We start from the raw sequence: 16,802 nt of genomic DNA on the forward strand, positions 1-16,802 counted from the left end.
AATGCCGAACACCGTCACCATGGCGTCGGCCTCCGCAGCGACTTCCACGATGGGGATCGGGCGAGCAAAAAGGCAGCAATTATGAGCCCCATACCTACAAAGCCCCACGCATCAAGCTTTTGCCCATGAAGCAACCAGGCAATGGCTGTAATTATGACGACGCCGAGTCCCGACCAGACTGCATAAGCAACACCGACAGGGATGGATTTCAGAACCAGAGAAAGAAAATAAAATGCGATGCCATAACCGATTATGACAACGGCGGAAGGGGCAAGCTTAGTAAAGCCCTCGCTAGATTTTAATGCGGATGTTGCGATTACTTCGCCAACTATTGCGATAACAAGAAAAAGCCAGCCTTTCATGATATATCTCCCAATTTGTGTAGGGCTTATTATGCACGCTTAAAAATAATAAAAGCAGACTTGACCTGATAGTTTGGCTGTGAGCAATTATGTGCTTAGTGCATCTAACGCCGGAGTTAAGCCGCCGCGCGTAGCGCGGTCGGCTTGAACGAATTGTTAGACATCATTTACCAACTGACTTGATGATCTCGCCTTTCACAAAGCGAATAAATTCTTCCAAGTGATCTGCGCGTGAGGCCAAGTGATCTTCTTTTTGTCCCAGATAAGCTTGCTTAGCTTCAAGTAAGACGGGCTGATACTGGGCAGGTAGGCGTTTTATTGCCCAGTCGGCAGCGACATCCTTCGGCGCGATTTTGCCGGTTATTGCGCTGTACCAAATGCGGGACAACGTAAGCACTACATTTCGCTCATCGCCGGCCCAGTCGGGCTGCGAGTTCCATAGCTTCAAGGTTTCCCTCAGCGCCTCGAATAGATCCTGTTCAGGAACCGGGTCAAAGAATTCCTCCGCTGCCGGACCTACCAAGGCAACGCTATGTTCTCTTGCTTTTGTAAGCAGGATAGCTAGATCAATGTCGATCATGGCTGGCTCGAAGATACCCGCAAGAATGTCATTGCGCTGCCATTCTCCAAATTGCAGCTCGCGCTTAGCCGGATAACGCCACGGGATGATGTCGTCATGCACGACAAGGGTGACTTCTATAGCGCGGAGCGTCTCGCTCTCGCCAGGGAAAGCCGAAGCCTCCATAAGGTCATTGAGCAATGCTCGCCGCGTCGTTTCATCAAGCTTTACGGCCACAGTAACCAACAAATCAATATCGCTGTATGGCTTCAGGCCGCCATCCACTGCGGAGCCGTACAAATGCACGGCCAGCAACGTTGATTCCAGATGGCGCTCAATGACGCTTAGCACCTCTGATAGTTGGTTCGAAATTTCGATGGTCACCGCTACCCTCATGATGTCTAACTTTGTTTTAGGGCGACTGCCCTGCTGCGTAACATCGTTGCTGCTCCATAACATCAAACATCGACCCACGGCGTAACGCGCTTGCTGCTTGGATGCCCGAGGCATAGACTGTACAAAAAAACAGTCATAACAAGCCATGAAAACCGCCACTGCGCCGTTACCACCGCTGCGTTCGGTCAAGGTTCTGGACCAGTTGCGTGAGCGCATACGCTACTTGCATTACAGTTTACGAACCGAACAGGCTTATGTCCACTGGGTTCGTGCCTTCATCCGTTTCCACGGTGTGCGTCACCCGGCAACCTTGGGCAGCAGCGAAGTCGAGGCATTTCTGTCCTGGCTGGCGAACGAGCGCAAGGTTTCGGTCTCCACGCATCGTCAGGCATTGGCGGCCTTGCTGTTCTTCTACGGCAAGGTGCTGTGCACGGATCTGCCCTGGCTTCAGGAGATCGGAAGACCTCGGCCGTCGCGGCGCTTGCCGGTGGTGCTGACCCCGGATGAAGTGGTTCGCATCCTCGGTTTTCTGGAAGGCGAGCATCGTTTGTTCGCCCAGCTTCTGTATGGAACGGGCATGCGGATCAGTGAGGGTTTGCAACTGCGGGTCAAGGATCTGGATTTCGATCACGGCACGATCATCGTGCGGGAGGGCAAGGGCTCCAAGGATCGGGCCTTGATGTTACCCGAGAGCTTGGCACCCAGCCTGCGCGAGCAGCTGTCGCGTGCACGGGCATGGTGGCTGAAGGACCAGGCCGAGGGCCGCAGCGGCGTTGCGCTTCCCGACGCCCTTGAGCGGAAGTATCCGCGCGCCGGGCATTCCTGGCCGTGGTTCTGGGTTTTTGCGCAGCACACGCATTCGACCGATCCACGGAGCGGTGTCGTGCGTCGCCATCACATGTATGACCAGACCTTTCAGCGCGCCTTCAAACGTGCCGTAGAACAAGCAGGCATCACGAAGCCCGCCACACCGCACACCCTCCGCCACTCGTTCGCGACGGCCTTGCTCCGCAGCGGTTACGACATTCGAACCGTGCAGGATCTGCTCGGCCATTCCGACGTCTCTACGACGATGATTTACACGCATGTGCTGAAAGTTGGCGGTGCCGGAGTGCGCTCACCGCTTGATGCGCTGCCGCCCCTCACTAGTGAGAGGTAGGGCAGCGCAAGTCAATCCTGGCGGATTCACTACCCCTGCGCGAAGGCCATCGGTGCCGCATCGAACGGCCGGTTGCGGAAAGTCCTCCCTGCGTCCGCTGATGGCCGGCAGCAGCCCGTCGTTGCCTGATGGATCCAACCCCTCCGCTGCTATAGTGCAGTCGGCTTCTGACGTTCAGTGCAGCCGTCTTCTGAAAACGACAGGCGCGGCACGGGAATCAAGGCATTGCGATTCTCGAAAATAGTTCTTGAAATTCTATTCTTGATTGCATATCATCTCAACGAGTTTCGATAAGAAAGGATGCGCATGCGACCGTCTGTTGTGCTTGACATGAAGCGAAGCGCAGTGCGTGAAGCGGTAGGCCGCTTTCGCGCCGCGAACCCGCGCGTCTTCGGCTCGGTGCTGCATGGCACCGACCGGGATGGCAGCGACCTCGACCTGTTGGTCGATGCGCTGCCCGGTGCCACGTTGTTGGACTTGGGCGATTTGGAAGAAGAACTGAAATCGCTGCTCGGCGTTGACGTCGATCTGCTGACTCCCGGCGACCTGCCGCCGAAGTTCCGGGCCAAGGTGCTCGCGGAGGCGCAACCGATATGAGCGAGAACCGCCTGCCCGATTACCTCGACCACATTCAGCAGGCCGCAACCGATGCGCGCAGCTTCGTGGAAGGGATGGCCAAGGACGACTTCTTGGCCGACAAGCGCACCCAGCAGGCCGTCATCATGAGCCTGATCGTCATCGGCGAGGCGGCCACAAAGGTGATGGATGGCTACGTCGAGTTCACCCAGGCGCATGCCGACGTGCCGTGGCGCAGCATGCGCAATATGCGTAATCGCATGGCTCACGGCTATTTCGACATCAACCTCGATGTGGTGTGGGAGACGGTACAGGAATGGCTGCCGGCGTTGCTCCAGCAATTGCCCGCCGTGCGTCAGGATGCCGACGATGAAGACCGTAACGACAACTGTGAAAGAGGGATCTCCGATGACTGTTGAATCGAGAATATTTTCTGTAGCCGAGTATGTTCAGCCGTCCGAAGGCGAGCCTATTCGTTCCGTTGTGCTTGAAACCCGAGACTCAATTATCGTGGTTTGGCATGTCCATCCCGGGCAGGAAATTGCGGCTCACATTCATCCTCACGGCCAAGACACGTGGACTGTTTTGTCGGGAATGGCTGATTACTTTCAGGGCAATGGGATTGTTCGTGCCCTCAGGGAAGGTGAGATAGCCGTGGCAAGACCGGGCCAAGTGCACGGGGCGCGAAATACAGGTACCGAGCCATTTGTGTTAGTCTCGGTTGTGGCATCAGCCAATGCCGGTTTCGTATTGGCTGAGCGATAGAGCCCAATCTCTGGAGTTGGTCCAATGAGCGGTCGGGGAGATAGGTAACAGACATGCAGCGGACACGGCTGCTAAACCAGGTCGCAAACCTCCTTGCGTCGCAGCGTGCCGCAAGCGACGCGATCAATCGAATGGGGTCGGCATGAGACTGAACACCATCCAGTTCCCGACCGCGTAGCCGCCTGTCCTGCCGATCAGGTCTTGACCATCGACGCCTGGGATCAGTCCTGAATGTTCTTGGAGACCACTACGTTATGAGCCGCAGCCGCCGCAAAACACCCATCGTCGGGCACACGACCTGCGGCAGCGAGCGCGAGGACAAGAAGCTCTGGCATCAGCGCTGGCGCACCCGTGAGCGCACGGCGCTGACCAGCGCGTCGCCCGAAGCCCTGAGCGCCCATCTGCCCCTGCTGGAAAACCAGGCCAGCAGCGTCTGGTCGATGGGCAAGGATGGCCGCTCCTACTGGCCCGTCAAGCGCCAGGCCGCCACGGCGGATCGCATCGCCAATCACAAGGGACGCAACCCGCAAGAACGCGCCTCCCTGAAAAAGCGCCTGCTGCGCAAGTGGATGAGCAAATGAAGCTCTCCTTCCATCAGCACATTGCGCTGTTCTGGATGATCGGTGCTCCGGGCGTCTTCGCGCCCGTGATCGAGAACGCCAAGCGGCCCGATGCCGGCGCCGTCATGGCGTGGGGTGTCGCGATCGTGGCGGTGATGATCCTCTTCACCCCTTTGCTGCTGCGCTGTCCACCATTCCGGCGCTGGTATGGCCGGACGGATGCGCTGTCGGAGCGGCAGCGCCAAGCGCTTGCCGAGCGCGGCCTGCGCCGCTACTACCAGACCGCTTTCGATGACGGCTACGTGCCCCGCGTGATGCCCTACGTGTGGCGCATCATCTGGACGGTCGGCGGGTTGATGGCTGTGACCGCCGTACTGCCTACCAACACCGGACGGCCAGCCTTCGATGCCTTGGTGGTCTTCTCGACCTGGTATCCGATAGGCGTGATGCTGCTGGTTTTCGCGTCGAGGCCCCTTGGCCGGTTGATTCGCCAAAGAGCACAGGAGCGGCGGAAATGAGCACGTCAACCATCGAGGCGCTGGCCAGCGCCTGGGCAAGGATTGCCGAGGAAGCGGAATTCCCCGCTGACTACGAGGGGACTGCCACACCACAAGCGCATCGGGCTAGCGAAGCTATTCAGGAGCAGATTCGGGAGCGCATCGTCGCCACCAACGACATGCGGCTGTTCAGCCTGCTGCACCTGCTGGGTCAGGCGTCGCTGCGCATGGAGCAAGCGCTGTGGCCGGAGGATTACGAGCGGATGACGCGCGAGGTTGAGGAAGCCCTGCGGCAAGCCACCGACGCCAACGCCAGATCGTACACCCACGAAGAAGTGATGCAGGCGATGCAGGAACGCATCGACCGGGCGCGAGACAAGCCATGTTGATTGGCTATGCGCGCGTCTCGACGCAGGATCAGAACCTGGAGCTGCAACGCGAAGCCTTGAGCAAGGCCGGATGTAAAAAGGTCTTCGAGGACAAGGTGAGTGGCACGCGGGCAGACCGGCCTGGCTTGGCCAAGACGCTCGAAATGCTGCGCGAAGGCGATACTTTGGTCGTCTGGAAGCTCGACCGGCTGGGCCGGTCGGTCAAGCAACTGGTCGATCTGGTCGGCGATCTGCACAAGCACGGTGTCCAGTTCAGGAGCCTCACCGACTCCATCGACACCGGCACACCATCCGGGCGGTTCTTCTTCCACGTCATGGCGAGCCTTGCCGAAATGGAGCGCGAGCTGACCGTCGAGCGCACCCGCGCCGGGCTGGAAGTCGCCAAGCAGCTCGGCCGCAAAGGCGGCCGCAAGCCGAAGATGACCGACAGCAAGATCGAGTCGGCCAAGAAGCTGCTGGCCAGCGGGGTGCCGCCCAAGGACGTGGCCAAGAACCTCGGCGTGTCCATTCCGACGCTGTACCGCTGGGTGCCAGCCTCCACGCACGCTTAGCGTGCTTTATTTTCCGTTTTCTGAGACGACCCCTGCATGACCATTATCGCCGCATATTATTACAACGAAGGTAAGCGAGTCCGTGAAATCAGGCTCGATGAGCACGTCGAACTAAACGAGAATCGCTCGGGCTTCTGCTGGATCGCGCTTAGCGAGCCCACCGCAGACGAACTCAGCGCGATCCAGACGACGTATAACCTCCATCCTTTGGCGATCGACAACGCCATGCACCCGCTGTGCCCGCCCAAGCTCGAGGTCTACAACGATGAGTTGTACGTCGTCGCCCAGACCGCCGAGCTGGTCGGCGACCGGATCAGCTACGGCAAGATGGCGATCTTCACCGGTCACAATCACCTTATCACCGTGCGGCACGGCAATGCCGGAGCGCTGGGCAAACTTCGGGAGCAACTCGAGGCATCGCCGACGCAGTTCGGCAAGGGTGTCGACTATGTGCTGCACGCGATCTTGCACCGAGTGGTCGACCAGTATCTGCCCATCTTCGAAATGATCGAGGACGACGTCCTGGCGATGGAGCGACGGTCGCTGCACGATTTCCTCGAGCCAGAAGAGGTGGCGCGAATCTTCGAACTAAGGTCCGAACTCACGCGGTTCCAGCGCACGCTCGGGGCTATGGCCGAGCTGGTGCGAAAGCTCGTTCGCGGCCACTTTCCCTGCATCAGCGCCGAAATGACACCATATTTCCACGACGTCGCGGACCATGTCCACCGCGTGCAGTCCATGGTCGACGGCCTCCTGCTTGTCCTGTCCACGGTCTTCGAGGCCAGCAGCCTTCTGGAAGCGCAAAGGATCGGTGTGGTCACTCGCCAGCTCGCGGCCTGGGCGGCGATCTTGGCGGTCCCGACGGCGATCGCCGGAATATATGGCATGAACTTCAAGCACATGCCGGAACTGGACACGCCATATGGCTACTTCGTCGTGCTCGGAGTGATAGCGGTGTTCTGCCTTCTCCTATTCATGCGCTTCAAGAAGGCCAAGTGGCTATGAGTAACGCACTTCGCGAGCTTCTCCGTCCGCCGAGTCACAGCGCGCTTTGTGCGCGAGCGTGTCCAATCCAGTTCAAGATGAAGGTGCTTCCATGACCTCCCAGGTGACCGACGTTCTAGAAGCAGTCCAGTCATTCATCGCCAAAGGCTATGACCGCGAATACCGCGTCAAGGACGGCAATCTCGTCGATCTCGAACTAGGGTCAACCCTCGATGCATGCAGCATTCGCGTCGATGCGGCGTTGCGCCTCGAGAGCGGGGACGACGGCGAAGATGCCTCCAACATCTACGCGATCACCGATCCGGCGACAGAGCATAAAGGCCTGTTGATCGACGCCTTCGACGTGTTCCACGAAATCTGCCCCCGCGACTTGTCCGAGCGCCTTGTGGCGCATCGGGAAACAGCACCGGCAGGTGACCAGGACGCGCCGAGCAAGCACGGACTACGGAAAGTCTACAAGAGCGAGTTTCACAGCGATCCCGAGCGTTACGTTCTGCGCGAGGGCTTTCCAGACTTCCCGCCATGCCCTTTCGGCCAATCCTTCAGCATCCTCGGCTTCGATACCGCCGAGCAGGAATATGTCTGGCTCGTCACGAGCATCATTCGAGATCCTCGGCTGATCAGGGTTCCATACCAGGGCGAAGACGTCATCAGCGACGAATAGCGGTGTCGCTTAGCCGGAAAGGCTGGCCTTCCTGGCCCACACATCTGCAGGCTGAACTTTAAGAACATCGAAAATTAGGAGGTGATTATGGACTGGAACAAGGACCACATACGAGAAACTATGCTCTTGCTGGAGACAGCAGCGTTGCACAGCGCTCGCGAAAACTACCTGGACTATGTCTCTACCGCCCGGCTCGATCGGAGCGAACCGATCGAAAACGACGAACTAGCTCAGGCCGAGGTCGCGAGCGACTTCGCTGAAGCGCTCGATGACACGCTCCATGACTACGCCAATAAACTCGAAAAGCTCAGGACGATCGATTTCGGCCCCAAGTTGGCCGTCAACGAAGGCGCTGTCGTCAAGCTGTCCGGCCGCCACTTTGTGATCGCGGTGTCAACGAGCAAGTTTACCTGTCAGGGGCGTGAGCTCATGGGCATTTCCACGATGGCGCCGATCTTCGAAGCGATCGAGGGTGCCCGAGCCGGGGAGACCGTGCAGTTCAACGGCCGGGACCTCACCGTAGAAGACGTGGAATAAAGCCCTCCACCGCAGCCGGCGCGCTAGTGCCGAACGCCCTGCATCTCTTTCTGCATGCATACGGTCACTTGCAGCCGCGTTGACCTGGCTCATCAAAGGCAAACTCATGACAACACCTTCATTCTTCATCACCCCCGGATACGGGACGCGCCTGCATGACGCGCTTCATTATTCTCAGGCAATGCGCATTGGTGACCGCGTGGAGATCTCCGGACAGGGCGGATGGAACGACGATCTCGTCATTCCGGAGTCGATTGAGGAAGAGATCGAGCAGGCGTTCAAGAACGTGGAACGGACGCTCGCGACCGCCGGAGCACGCTGGCCGCATGTGGTCCACGTCAATTCCTATCACGTCGGTGGATTCCCTCCCGTGATCAACGAAACAATGGCCAAGCTGTATCGCCACTACATGCCCGACCGCGCTCCAATCTGGACGCAGTTGGGAATCGAAGCGCTGGGGCTTCCAACCATGCGTATCGAAATTCGCGTAACAGCTATCATCGCCTGACCCCGCGGTTCGTGCAGGCGCCGTGCCGCGCTAATCCCGCACGCCCTGCGCCCGCTTCTCCATGCATATCATCGTATCGAGAGATCCGGTTATCATCGGCGTGCTCGGAGAACGGGGGGCCGCCTTGGCCTGGTTGGCGCGCCTCGGCTGCCTGCGGGCGATGGCCAGCACTGCCAGGAGCGTGAGCAACGCCGCCGCATAAAGGAACAGGCCGCCAGGGCCGACGATATTCATTGCAGCTGCTCCTATTAGGGGGCCAGCGGCTGTCCCGATCCCGTTGAGCAACAGAAGCCCGCGCGCGGTGCCGAGTAGCCGACCGGCCGGAAGATCGTCGTTTGCGACGGCGAGACACAACGAATAAATCGGGATGCCAAAGCCGCCGAACAGCGCACCTGCCGCAAGGAGCAGCGGCAGAGGCGCTTCCACCGCCAACGCTACGCCGATGGCAGACGCTGCGGACGCCAGCGCCGCACCGGCGATGACAAGATTCCGGGGCACTCGATCCGAAAGCCAACCGAGTGGCCAATGGAAGGCGAGCGTTCCACCAAGAACCGCAGCCATGAAGGCGGAGATACCGCCCACATCGAGGCCGATGCTCTGGGCGAAGTTCGCGCCCATGCCCCAGAAACCACCGATAGCCAGGCCGGCCAGGAAAGCGCCAGCCGCAGCGAGAGGTGATACGAGGACGAGGTCCCTGAACGCGACCCATTCCTGTTCCACCTGGGCCGGCGGATGACTGGGCAGCAAGGTGATCGGAACCACCGCCGCTGATATCAGCAGCGACACGATGAGGAACAATGTCACGTCGGCGGGCGGTGCGATGTTGAGTAACGCCTGCCCGATTGCCCATGAGCCCATAGAGACAACTCCGAATATCGACAGGAGCTGCCCGCGTGTGGATGGCAATGCGTGGGCGTTGAGCCAACTCTCCGTTGCGAGGATCATGCCCGCGTAGGCGAAGCCGGTAATCAGGCGAAGCGGCATCCAGGCGATCGGCTCCACGAACGCCACATGGAGAAGGGCGGTCATCGAGGCAATGGCCGCGAAGCCGGCGAAGGTTCTGACATGTCCCACGGAGACGATGATCGGTGGCAACACGAGCGCGCCGATCGTGAAACCCGCGAAATAGAAGGACATCATCGCGCTGATCGCGCCGGTCGAGAACCCCTTATGGCCGGCTCTCACGATCAGGAGCGTGCTCAGCAGGCCATTGCCCAGCAGCAGAGCGGCGACGCTCAGCAGCAGCGCCGCCACCGGCGCGAGAACGAGGCCGCGCTTGCCCGCCGACCTCATGGTATCCATCGCCGGGCTCGTTCTCGGGCCTGACTTGAGGGTTGATACTCTGCCGCACTGATGAACTGGTCGAATGCTTCGCACCAGATGACGACCGTGTTGTAGTCACGGACATCGATGCCGGCAGGCACCTCGACGATGAAGCCGTTGAACGTCTTCACATCGCCCACGCGGACTGATCTGTCCTTGATTAGGAGAAAGGCCTCCTTCGTGTCGACGAAACGTGGTGCGAGGTAGAGCTTGTAGTCGGGACCAGGGGCGAGGCGCCCGATATGGGCGATACGGTCGCGCGAGACCCGGATCTCGCCTTCCCCCCAGTGAAGCAGGTCGCTGCCTTTGAGATCGCGGGCCAGACGCCCTGCGTAGAGCGTCTCGGCTGAGATGGTCCGCAAGGCCGCCGCGTCCGGGGCCTGGGGGGCGGTCAGGATCGGCAGCGTGTAGACACCGCCCGCGAAGCCCATGGCGAGCATCGCGAGATGGGTGGCAATCAGGATGACCCAGCGCCGCATCGGTTACACCAGCTCCAGTCCCTTCACGAGCTGATCGGCGTCGAGATGGAAGTCCGAGAATACGATGCGGCCGCCAGCGTCCATCACGGAGAACCAGGGCGTTCCCCGCGTGCGGTAGTCCTCCATGAAGGTGGGAAGCGTCGCGCCGGCAGGTGGCTCGTCCTGACCGAACGCGACAGGAAGCGCATACTTGAGCTGGTTCACGCGCAGCTTCTCGAAGGTGTTCTCATCCGCTCCTTCGAAGACGGTCTGGATCACCGCGAAGCCCACGCCCTTGGCGCTCAATGCACCATGCAACCTTTGTAGCGTCGGAAATCCATGCAAATGGCAGCCACGGCACCAGTGCTGGAAGGCGAAGAGGACTTTCGGGCCGGTGCCGAGATCCGACAGCTTGAGCGGCGCGATGCTTTCTCCATCCGCGCCAATCCATCTCTGCACCCGCAGCTCGGGGGCTTGTCGTTCGTCGACGCTCATCTGATCCTCCAATTCCGATGCAGAAGTCCGATGAGTGGTCGCGTGTGGCGATGGCACGCGAACCTCACCGCCTTGATCCCCTACAGGTTGTAGGATGCGAGTTCGCCGACCGATACCTCGTGGCCAGCCCCGCCGTTCTTCCGTCGGTGTGTCACCGCCGCCCCTCAATGACAAAGGCGCGATAGCGGGAACCGGCAAAACGGTGCGCAGCGATGGTTTGGTAGGCGGGGCTATGATACCAATCACGGGCGGCCTGCATCGTCGGGAACCGCAAAATTACGGCCCCTTCGACGGGCGGCCCCTCCAAATGCTCCATCGCGCCATAAGCGGCGAGAAAGGTTACGTCGTGGCCATCGAACGATGGGCCGACGCCTGCAGAATAGGTTGCGAGTTCTTCCGGATCGGTGGTTTCTTCGCGGGTGAAGACGACGAACGCTTCCATCTTAAAGTCTTTCATAAGGTCGCATCTGCAGGCCACCGCCGCTGGCGATGGCCTTAAAGTCGTCAGGCTGGCAGCTCGAACCCGATTTTCGTGAGTGCCTCGACGCACGCATCCTGATCCTGCTGATAGTTGCCTCCGGAGATGCCGATCCCGCCGATCAACTTCCCGTCTTCCAGGATCGGATAGCCTCCGCCGACAGCGACCATCCGGGGGCGATAGGCCAGCGGCGCCACTTTTGGATCGTTCGAAACATAGTCGTTCCAGACATGGGTGGGGTACCCAAACGAGGCGGAACTCCAAGCCTTGTCGATGGCAACATCGACGGTGAGAAACGGCGCGTCATCAGTGCGCTCGAACGCGCGCAGGTTACCGGTGGCGTCGACGACGGCGACCGCAGCCGGGATGCCGATTGTACGTGCCGCGGCGATCGCCGCGTCGATGAGGGCGACGGCGGTTTCGCGGTTGATCGAGGCGGTGGCAATGGATTTCGTCATGAAATTTCCTTCGCCGTGGCGTAATCCGTCCGGCGTTCTTGAGGTTAGAAAAGACGTTCGGCGGTGGCAGTCATCAGAAGCCTTCGAGGACAATCTTGCCTCTTGCCGCGCCACTTTCGATCAGTGCGTGCACCGTCTTCAGATTGGCGGCATTAATTGGCGACAATTTTTCGGTTAGCGTCGTGCGAATTTTGCCGTCGTCCACCAGCACCGCCAGCGAATTGAGGATCTTGCCCTGCTCATCCATGTCGGGCGTGCCGTAGAGCGACCGTGTGAACATCAGCTCGTGGTGGATCGACACTGCCTTGCGCTTGAACAGCATGACGTCGAGCGCCTTGGGATCGTCGATGAATCCGAACCGTCCTTGCGGGGCGATCAGTTCGGCGATGTCGGATGCATGCTGCTCGGTATGCGTGGTCGAGAACACGAAAGCGGGAGCGCCGATGTTGAGCTCGGCAATCTGTGGCGCGAGCGGCCGAGAGTGGTCGATGACATGATGAGCCCCAAGCCCTTTAACCCACTCCTGGGTTTCCGGCCGAGAGGCGGTGGAGATGACGATGAGATCCGTGCGCTGTCGAGCGATCTGGATGGCGATCGACCCGACCCCACCCGCACCACCGATGATGAGGATCGCCGCCGCCCCGGGAACGGGCTTCGTCACGTCCAGGCGATCGAACATGGCTTCCCAGGCCGTCAACGTCGTGAGTGGCAGCGCCGCCGCTTCCGCCCAGTCGAGCGACGCGGGTTTACGACCGACGATCCGGGCGTCGACGAGATGGAACTCCGCATTGGTGCCAGGCCTTATGAGCGATCCGGCATAATAGACCTCGTCGCCTACCGCGAACTGCGTCACGTCGGGGCCGACCTCTTGCACGATCCCGGCCGCATCCCATCCCAGCACTTTCCAATCGCCATCAGCGGGCGGCGTGCTGCTGCGGATTTTGTAGTCGACCGGGTTGACCGAGACAGCCTTCACCTCAACCAGGATATCGCCTCCTTCAGCGACAGGCCGAGGCAGATCAATGTCGACCAGAGAGGCGTCCTCGGCGATGGGTCCCGGAACCTTGTAACCAACGGCTTTCATCGGTGTCTCCAGCTTGCTGTATCCTGAAGTCTTATCGATCAGATCGAAATTTCTTCCGAAATATACTCAGGATTTAAAGATTTCGCGTGTCAGACTATGAAGGTATGCGCGCAACATATCCAATAGCGGTACGACATAGTTTCCATACCTCGGAGCCGGATTCAGAAGTTTATCGAAAATAGCGGTTTATTGCTGTTCGGCGGGTGAGCATCCGGATGGAGGCGATAAGCGCCCAAGCGGTTGAGGAGTCGACCTCTCAGCGGTCGCGTTGGCAGGGGCGATCTCGCCCGCCGGTCTCACACCAACGTTGGCAAGCGACGGCGTCCGCTCGAAATCCGCTGACGGGGATACGCCTGCAATGCCGATTCGAAGCTATCGAAACTATAGCTACAGGGTATTGGGAAATCATACTGGACTGACGCTATAGTCTTCACGCATAACCACGACTCAAAATGGTCCAACACTTTTCTCTACGCTAATAGAGAATCCGGTATTCTGATTTTCAGTGAATTGGCTCGTTCGGCGGTTGTGCGCGCAAAGATCTTTTACAGAATTCTGAACTGAATCAGGTTCTGGTCTGTCGTGACAAGCAAGGGGGTTTCGCTATGGTCACCAGAGGTTTCACAGGCCGCGGTCCAGGCGGCGACCAGTCCGATCGGATACCGCCGGGTCAGCATCTCGTGGAGAATTTCCCTGTTCTGACGGCCGGGCCAACGCCGAGCGTGGAGCCCTCCGATTGGAAATTCACCGTCAAGATCGGTCCGAAGCCCGTCAAAGTGTGGAACTGGAGCGAGTTCAACGCCCTACCGAAGACCAAGATGACCCGAGACATTCACTGCGTCACGTCCTGGTCCAAGCTGGATACCGCCTGGGAGGGCGTACTCATCGAAGACATCCTTGCAGATGCAGGGCTCGATCGGCCCACCGATTTCGTCTTGGCGCACTGCTACGATAATTACTGGGGTCGGTTCCGGCTGAGGGCGAAATGACACCCTAAGCTTTCGGTTCCTTGGGCCAAAGATATTCGCCAGTCAGTAGAATGTGCGCCCAGCCCAATGGGGATATGTGGGGAAGAAATTCAGGGGGAACATCCAACCCTTCGTTCCGCCGCTCCGTGACGGCATGACCAAGATGGACGGTATTCCAGTAAATGATCACCGCAGTCAATAAATTGAGCCCAGCGATTCGGTAGTGCTGCCCCTCTGTCGTGCGATCGCGAATTTCCCCCTGCCTCCCGATACGGAGCGCATTTTTGAGCGCATGGTGGGCCTCTCCCTTGTTAAGACCGATCTGAGCACGCCGCTGCATGTCCGTATCCAGGATCCACTCAATAATGAAAAGGGTCCGTTCAATACGACCAACTTCACGAAGCGCAACTGCAAGGTTGTTTTGTCGTGGGTAAGAAGCGAGCTTGCGCAGGAGTTGGCTGGGCCTGATTTTGCCAGCGGTCATCGTCGCGGCACAACGGAAAATATCAGGCCAGTTCGCAACGATAAGATCCTCCCGGGCTTTTCCACCTACCAACTTGCGTAACTCCCTGGGGGTCGTATCGGGATTAAATACGTACAACCGCTTCGATGGCAGATCCCTGATTCGCAGAACGAGATTGTAGCCGAGCAGGCTACTGGCTCCGAACAAATGGTCGGTGAATCCTGCTGTATCGGCATACTGTTCGCGAACATGGCGACCGACCTCGTTCATCAGTAGTCCATCGAGAATATACGGTGCCTCGCTCACGGTCGCCGGGATCGACTGACAAGCGAATGGCGCGAACTGGTCGCTTACGTGAGTATACGCTTTGAGGCCGGGAACAGAACCATATTTGGCATTGACCATGTTCATGGCTTCGCCATGCCGCGCTGTCGGGAAAAACTGACCATCGCTCGATGCTGACGTGCCCATCCCCCAGACGCGTGACATCGGCAGTTTACCCTGCGCGGCCACCACAATTGCCAATGCCTGGTTCATGGCTTCGCTTTCAACATGCCAGCGGGCAAGGCGTGAGAGCTGCCAGTAATCATGCGTGTTTGTAGCTTCCGCCATCTTACGCAGGCCCAGATTGAGCCCTTCAGCGAGCAGGACGTTGAGCAGACCGATCCGGTCGCGACATGGAGCCCCGGTTCTCAGATGGGTAAACGCATCTGTGAAACCAAGGGCTGCATCAACTTCAAGCAGCATGTCGGTAATCCGAACGGACGGCATTCGGCGATACAGATCCAGTATGAGTGCCTCGGCACCATCCGGCACGTCTGCTGTCAACCTGTCGATCCGCAACGTTCCATCTTCTATGCTACCGTGCGGAATAGTGCCGTTACGGGCAGCCCGGGCCAGCCGCTTAAGAGCGATCGTGAGTCGCGCCTTTCTGTCTGCCAGCCAATCCTGTGGGTTGGAAGGCACGGCCAGTTTTGCATTTTCCTGCGCCGCGATCATCGGCACCAGTACCTGCTTGAGGTCACCATAGCGGCGCGAATGAGCGAGCCAGACATCTCCGGAACGAAAAGCATCCCGGAGGTGAAAGAGTACCGCCACTTCCCAAAGACGGGTATCTCCTTTTTCCTGAGCTCGTAAATGACGGTTCCATTTGGAGCTGGGCCGCAGGAAACGCCTTTCTGGCGATGCAACACCTTTCATCTCTCCGATCGACAAAGCTGCTGCTACCAATGGTCCGGCGACCGGCGCGGCTTCGAGCTTCAGACAGCGCAACATGCGGGGCGCATAACGACGAAAGCGATGGTATCCCTGCCCGACATATGCAAGAGGCTCATCGGCTAGCGTGTTGCTGAGTTGAGTCCCTGTCGCTACCAGTTGAGCGAGCCGGTCCCATGCAACCGAACTGGCGACAGCCATCTCCAGCGGGGTTCCGTCACTGCGGGCCTCAAGCAACGAAGCTCCCAGCGCGGTGAAGGTACGGATCGTATCCGTGAGTGTGGCTTTAGAGCCGGAAATTGTTTCGTCATGCTGGCGCTTCGCTTCCCGCCAGGTTTTTCCTACGATCCTGTCATGGGTTTCGACTATGGCATCAGCAATCGCCGCTTCCCACTCCACAACACAGACGGCAAGGATCGCCCAGCGGCGGTCCGAAGTGATGTCACGCAAACCGTCGGTGAAGTAGCGTTCACCCTGCCGACGCAGCCGGGCAATGCGATGGGCAGGTATGCTGGCCAAAGCACTATGATTGATATTCAGGGTACGCAGAAATTCGAGCCTGTCGAGCAAACGGTTAGCAGCAGCCGAGTTGTTACCAACCTCGAAGTTGCGAAGCCAGATGAAACGACTGATATTGCCGGCGAGCATTTCACTCAGAAGTTTGTCCAGGTGATCGCGAACATCCGCTGTTAAATTTTCCGCAATCCGCGTTTCAATCCGCCGCTCAGCGGCGACCAGAGCATCCGCGCACAAGCGCTCGATTGTCGATACTGCGGGCAGAATGGTGGAAGTTTCCCGACACCGCACAATAAAACGATGAGCAAGATCCTCGTTTGATCTGGCATCTTCGGCCTGGCCGAAAGTCCACTCCCGCAGATCACGGGCACCACGGCCCGTGAAGGTCTTGTAGCCGTAAATTTCGCGCAGCGTGTCCATGTGCTGCTGACGGGTTTGGCGCCGTGTGGCATAAGTGAGAAGCGCATCAGCCGGAACTCCAAGCTGAGCACCGACGAAGGAAAGGACTTCACGCGGGATCATCTCACCAGGAGCCAGTGCACGGCCCGGATATCGTAAGGCACAAAGTTGCAGGGCAAAGCCAATCCTGTTTTCCGGTCTGCGGCGCTGCCTAATGTTTTCCAGGTCATCATCGCCCAGCGTGTAGAACTTCAGTAGCGACAGTTCGTCCGTGGGCAGATCGAACAGCGCTGCTCGCTGCCGTTCGGTGAAAATATGGCGTCGTGACATACAAATTCGTCCCTTTTGAAGTATAGTCTGTTTTGGACAACAGCCAGCCCATATAAATCAGGGCGTTCCGATACAAAAATCCAGGAG

General features: G+C 58.9%; 22 protein-coding genes. 13 read left to right on the plus strand and 9 right to left on the minus strand.

The window, feature by feature from the left end:
• Positions 1 to 14: 14 nt before the first annotated feature.
• Together SK51_RS22565 and SK51_RS22570 are read right to left on the minus strand one after the other, a co-directional pair.
• Positions 15 to 362, minus strand: coding sequence for a quaternary ammonium compound efflux SMR transporter QacE delta 1 (locus SK51_RS22565; protein ID WP_000679427.1), 348 nt, complete (start codon positions 360 to 362; stop codon positions 15 to 17).
• A gap of 163 nt (positions 363 to 525) precedes the next feature.
• The gene (locus tag SK51_RS22570) at positions 526 to 1,317 is read right to left on the minus strand and encodes an ANT(3'')-Ia family aminoglycoside nucleotidyltransferase AadA2 (RefSeq protein WP_001261740.1); all 792 of its coding nucleotides are present in this window, start codon (positions 1,315 to 1,317) and stop codon (positions 526 to 528) included.
• Between the two features lie 145 nt (positions 1,318 to 1,462).
• On the opposite strand from SK51_RS22570, the gene intI1 reads away from it, so the two are divergent.
• From intI1 to SK51_RS22630, 12 genes are all read left to right on the plus strand, one after another.
• Complete coding sequence (intI1, locus tag SK51_RS22575; RefSeq protein WP_000845048.1) at positions 1,463 to 2,476, plus strand: class 1 integron integrase IntI1; 1,014 nt, start codon at positions 1,463 to 1,465, stop codon at positions 2,474 to 2,476.
• A gap of 306 nt (positions 2,477 to 2,782) precedes the next feature.
• Complete coding sequence (locus SK51_RS22580) at positions 2,783 to 3,073, plus strand: nucleotidyltransferase family protein (RefSeq protein ID WP_001247892.1); 291 nt, start codon at positions 2,783 to 2,785, stop codon at positions 3,071 to 3,073.
• The gene (locus SK51_RS22585; RefSeq protein WP_001293886.1) at positions 3,070 to 3,471 is read left to right on the plus strand and encodes a HepT-like ribonuclease domain-containing protein; all 402 of its coding nucleotides are present in this window, start codon (positions 3,070 to 3,072) and stop codon (positions 3,469 to 3,471) included. Before SK51_RS22580 ends, SK51_RS22585 begins: the two co-directional genes overlap by 4 nt.
• A complete protein-coding gene (locus SK51_RS22590; RefSeq protein ID WP_000215515.1) occupies positions 3,461 to 3,817 on the plus strand; it encodes a cupin domain-containing protein in 357 nt (118 codons plus the stop codon). Before SK51_RS22585 ends, SK51_RS22590 begins: the two co-directional genes overlap by 11 nt.
• Before the next feature lie 254 nt (positions 3,818 to 4,071).
• Complete coding sequence (locus tag SK51_RS22595) at positions 4,072 to 4,398, plus strand: hypothetical protein (protein ID WP_003100858.1); 327 nt, start codon at positions 4,072 to 4,074, stop codon at positions 4,396 to 4,398.
• Positions 4,395 to 4,895, plus strand: a complete 501-nt coding sequence (locus tag SK51_RS22600; protein ID WP_003100856.1) for a hypothetical protein — start codon at positions 4,395 to 4,397, stop codon at positions 4,893 to 4,895. Before SK51_RS22595 ends, SK51_RS22600 begins: the two co-directional genes overlap by 4 nt.
• Positions 4,892 to 5,263, plus strand: coding sequence for a hypothetical protein (locus tag SK51_RS22605; protein ID WP_003100853.1), 372 nt, complete (start codon positions 4,892 to 4,894; stop codon positions 5,261 to 5,263). Before SK51_RS22600 ends, SK51_RS22605 begins: the two co-directional genes overlap by 4 nt.
• Positions 5,257 to 5,814 (plus strand): recombinase family protein, encoded by a 558-nt coding sequence (locus tag SK51_RS22610; RefSeq protein ID WP_003100847.1) that lies wholly within the window; start codon positions 5,257 to 5,259, stop codon positions 5,812 to 5,814. The genes SK51_RS22605 and SK51_RS22610 overlap by 7 nt, the downstream gene beginning before the upstream one ends.
• Before the next feature lie 36 nt (positions 5,815 to 5,850).
• The gene (locus tag SK51_RS22615) at positions 5,851 to 6,819 is read left to right on the plus strand and encodes a magnesium and cobalt transport protein CorA (protein ID WP_032640602.1); all 969 of its coding nucleotides are present in this window, start codon (positions 5,851 to 5,853) and stop codon (positions 6,817 to 6,819) included.
• 91 nt (positions 6,820 to 6,910) lie between these two features.
• Positions 6,911 to 7,483, plus strand: a complete 573-nt coding sequence (locus tag SK51_RS22620; RefSeq protein ID WP_004099040.1) for a hypothetical protein — start codon at positions 6,911 to 6,913, stop codon at positions 7,481 to 7,483.
• Positions 7,484 to 7,570: 87 nt separating this feature from the next.
• A complete protein-coding gene (locus tag SK51_RS22625) occupies positions 7,571 to 8,020 on the plus strand; it encodes a hypothetical protein (RefSeq protein ID WP_004099042.1) in 450 nt (149 codons plus the stop codon).
• A 106-nt stretch (positions 8,021 to 8,126) separates the two neighbouring features.
• On the plus strand, positions 8,127 to 8,528 hold the full coding sequence (locus SK51_RS22630) for a RidA family protein (RefSeq protein ID WP_004099044.1): 402 nt from the start codon (positions 8,127 to 8,129) through the stop codon (positions 8,526 to 8,528).
• Positions 8,529 to 8,558: 30 nt separating this feature from the next.
• Here SK51_RS22630 and SK51_RS22635 read toward each other — a convergent pair whose 3' ends face one another.
• The 6 genes from SK51_RS22635 to SK51_RS22660 all read right to left on the minus strand — a co-directional run bounded on the left by SK51_RS22635 (position 8,559) and on the right by SK51_RS22660 (position 12,824).
• A complete protein-coding gene (locus tag SK51_RS22635) occupies positions 8,559 to 9,830 on the minus strand; it encodes an MFS transporter (RefSeq protein ID WP_004357638.1) in 1,272 nt (423 codons plus the stop codon).
• Positions 9,818 to 10,330, minus strand: a complete 513-nt coding sequence (locus tag SK51_RS22640) for a DM13 domain-containing protein (protein ID WP_004357637.1) — start codon at positions 10,328 to 10,330, stop codon at positions 9,818 to 9,820. The genes SK51_RS22635 and SK51_RS22640 overlap by 13 nt, the downstream gene beginning before the upstream one ends.
• Before the next feature lie 3 nt (positions 10,331 to 10,333).
• Complete coding sequence (locus SK51_RS22645; protein ID WP_011191345.1) at positions 10,334 to 10,804, minus strand: TlpA family protein disulfide reductase; 471 nt, start codon at positions 10,802 to 10,804, stop codon at positions 10,334 to 10,336.
• Between the two features lie 151 nt (positions 10,805 to 10,955).
• On the minus strand, positions 10,956 to 11,261 hold the full coding sequence (locus SK51_RS22650) for a DUF1330 domain-containing protein (protein ID WP_004357632.1): 306 nt from the start codon (positions 11,259 to 11,261) through the stop codon (positions 10,956 to 10,958).
• A gap of 47 nt (positions 11,262 to 11,308) precedes the next feature.
• The gene (locus SK51_RS22655) at positions 11,309 to 11,740 is read right to left on the minus strand and encodes a GlcG/HbpS family heme-binding protein (RefSeq protein WP_004357630.1); all 432 of its coding nucleotides are present in this window, start codon (positions 11,738 to 11,740) and stop codon (positions 11,309 to 11,311) included.
• Between the two features lie 73 nt (positions 11,741 to 11,813).
• Complete coding sequence (locus SK51_RS22660) at positions 11,814 to 12,824, minus strand: zinc-binding alcohol dehydrogenase family protein (RefSeq protein WP_011191343.1); 1,011 nt, start codon at positions 12,822 to 12,824, stop codon at positions 11,814 to 11,816.
• 605 nt (positions 12,825 to 13,429) lie between these two features.
• Between SK51_RS22660 and SK51_RS22665 the strand changes: the two genes are divergently transcribed.
• Entirely contained in the window at positions 13,430 to 13,813 is a 384-nt protein-coding gene (locus SK51_RS22665) for a molybdopterin-dependent oxidoreductase (protein WP_224750805.1), read from the plus strand.
• Between the two features lie 4 nt (positions 13,814 to 13,817).
• Here SK51_RS22665 and SK51_RS22670 read toward each other — a convergent pair whose 3' ends face one another.
• Complete coding sequence (locus SK51_RS22670; RefSeq protein ID WP_001553819.1) at positions 13,818 to 16,715, minus strand: Tn3-like element Tn5403 family transposase; 2,898 nt, start codon at positions 16,713 to 16,715, stop codon at positions 13,818 to 13,820.
• Positions 16,716 to 16,802: the final 87 nt, after the last annotated feature.

This window comes from Enterobacter sp. MGH85 (assembly GCF_001037655.1).
GTDB lineage: Bacteria > Pseudomonadota > Gammaproteobacteria > Enterobacterales > Enterobacteriaceae > Enterobacter > Enterobacter intestinihominis.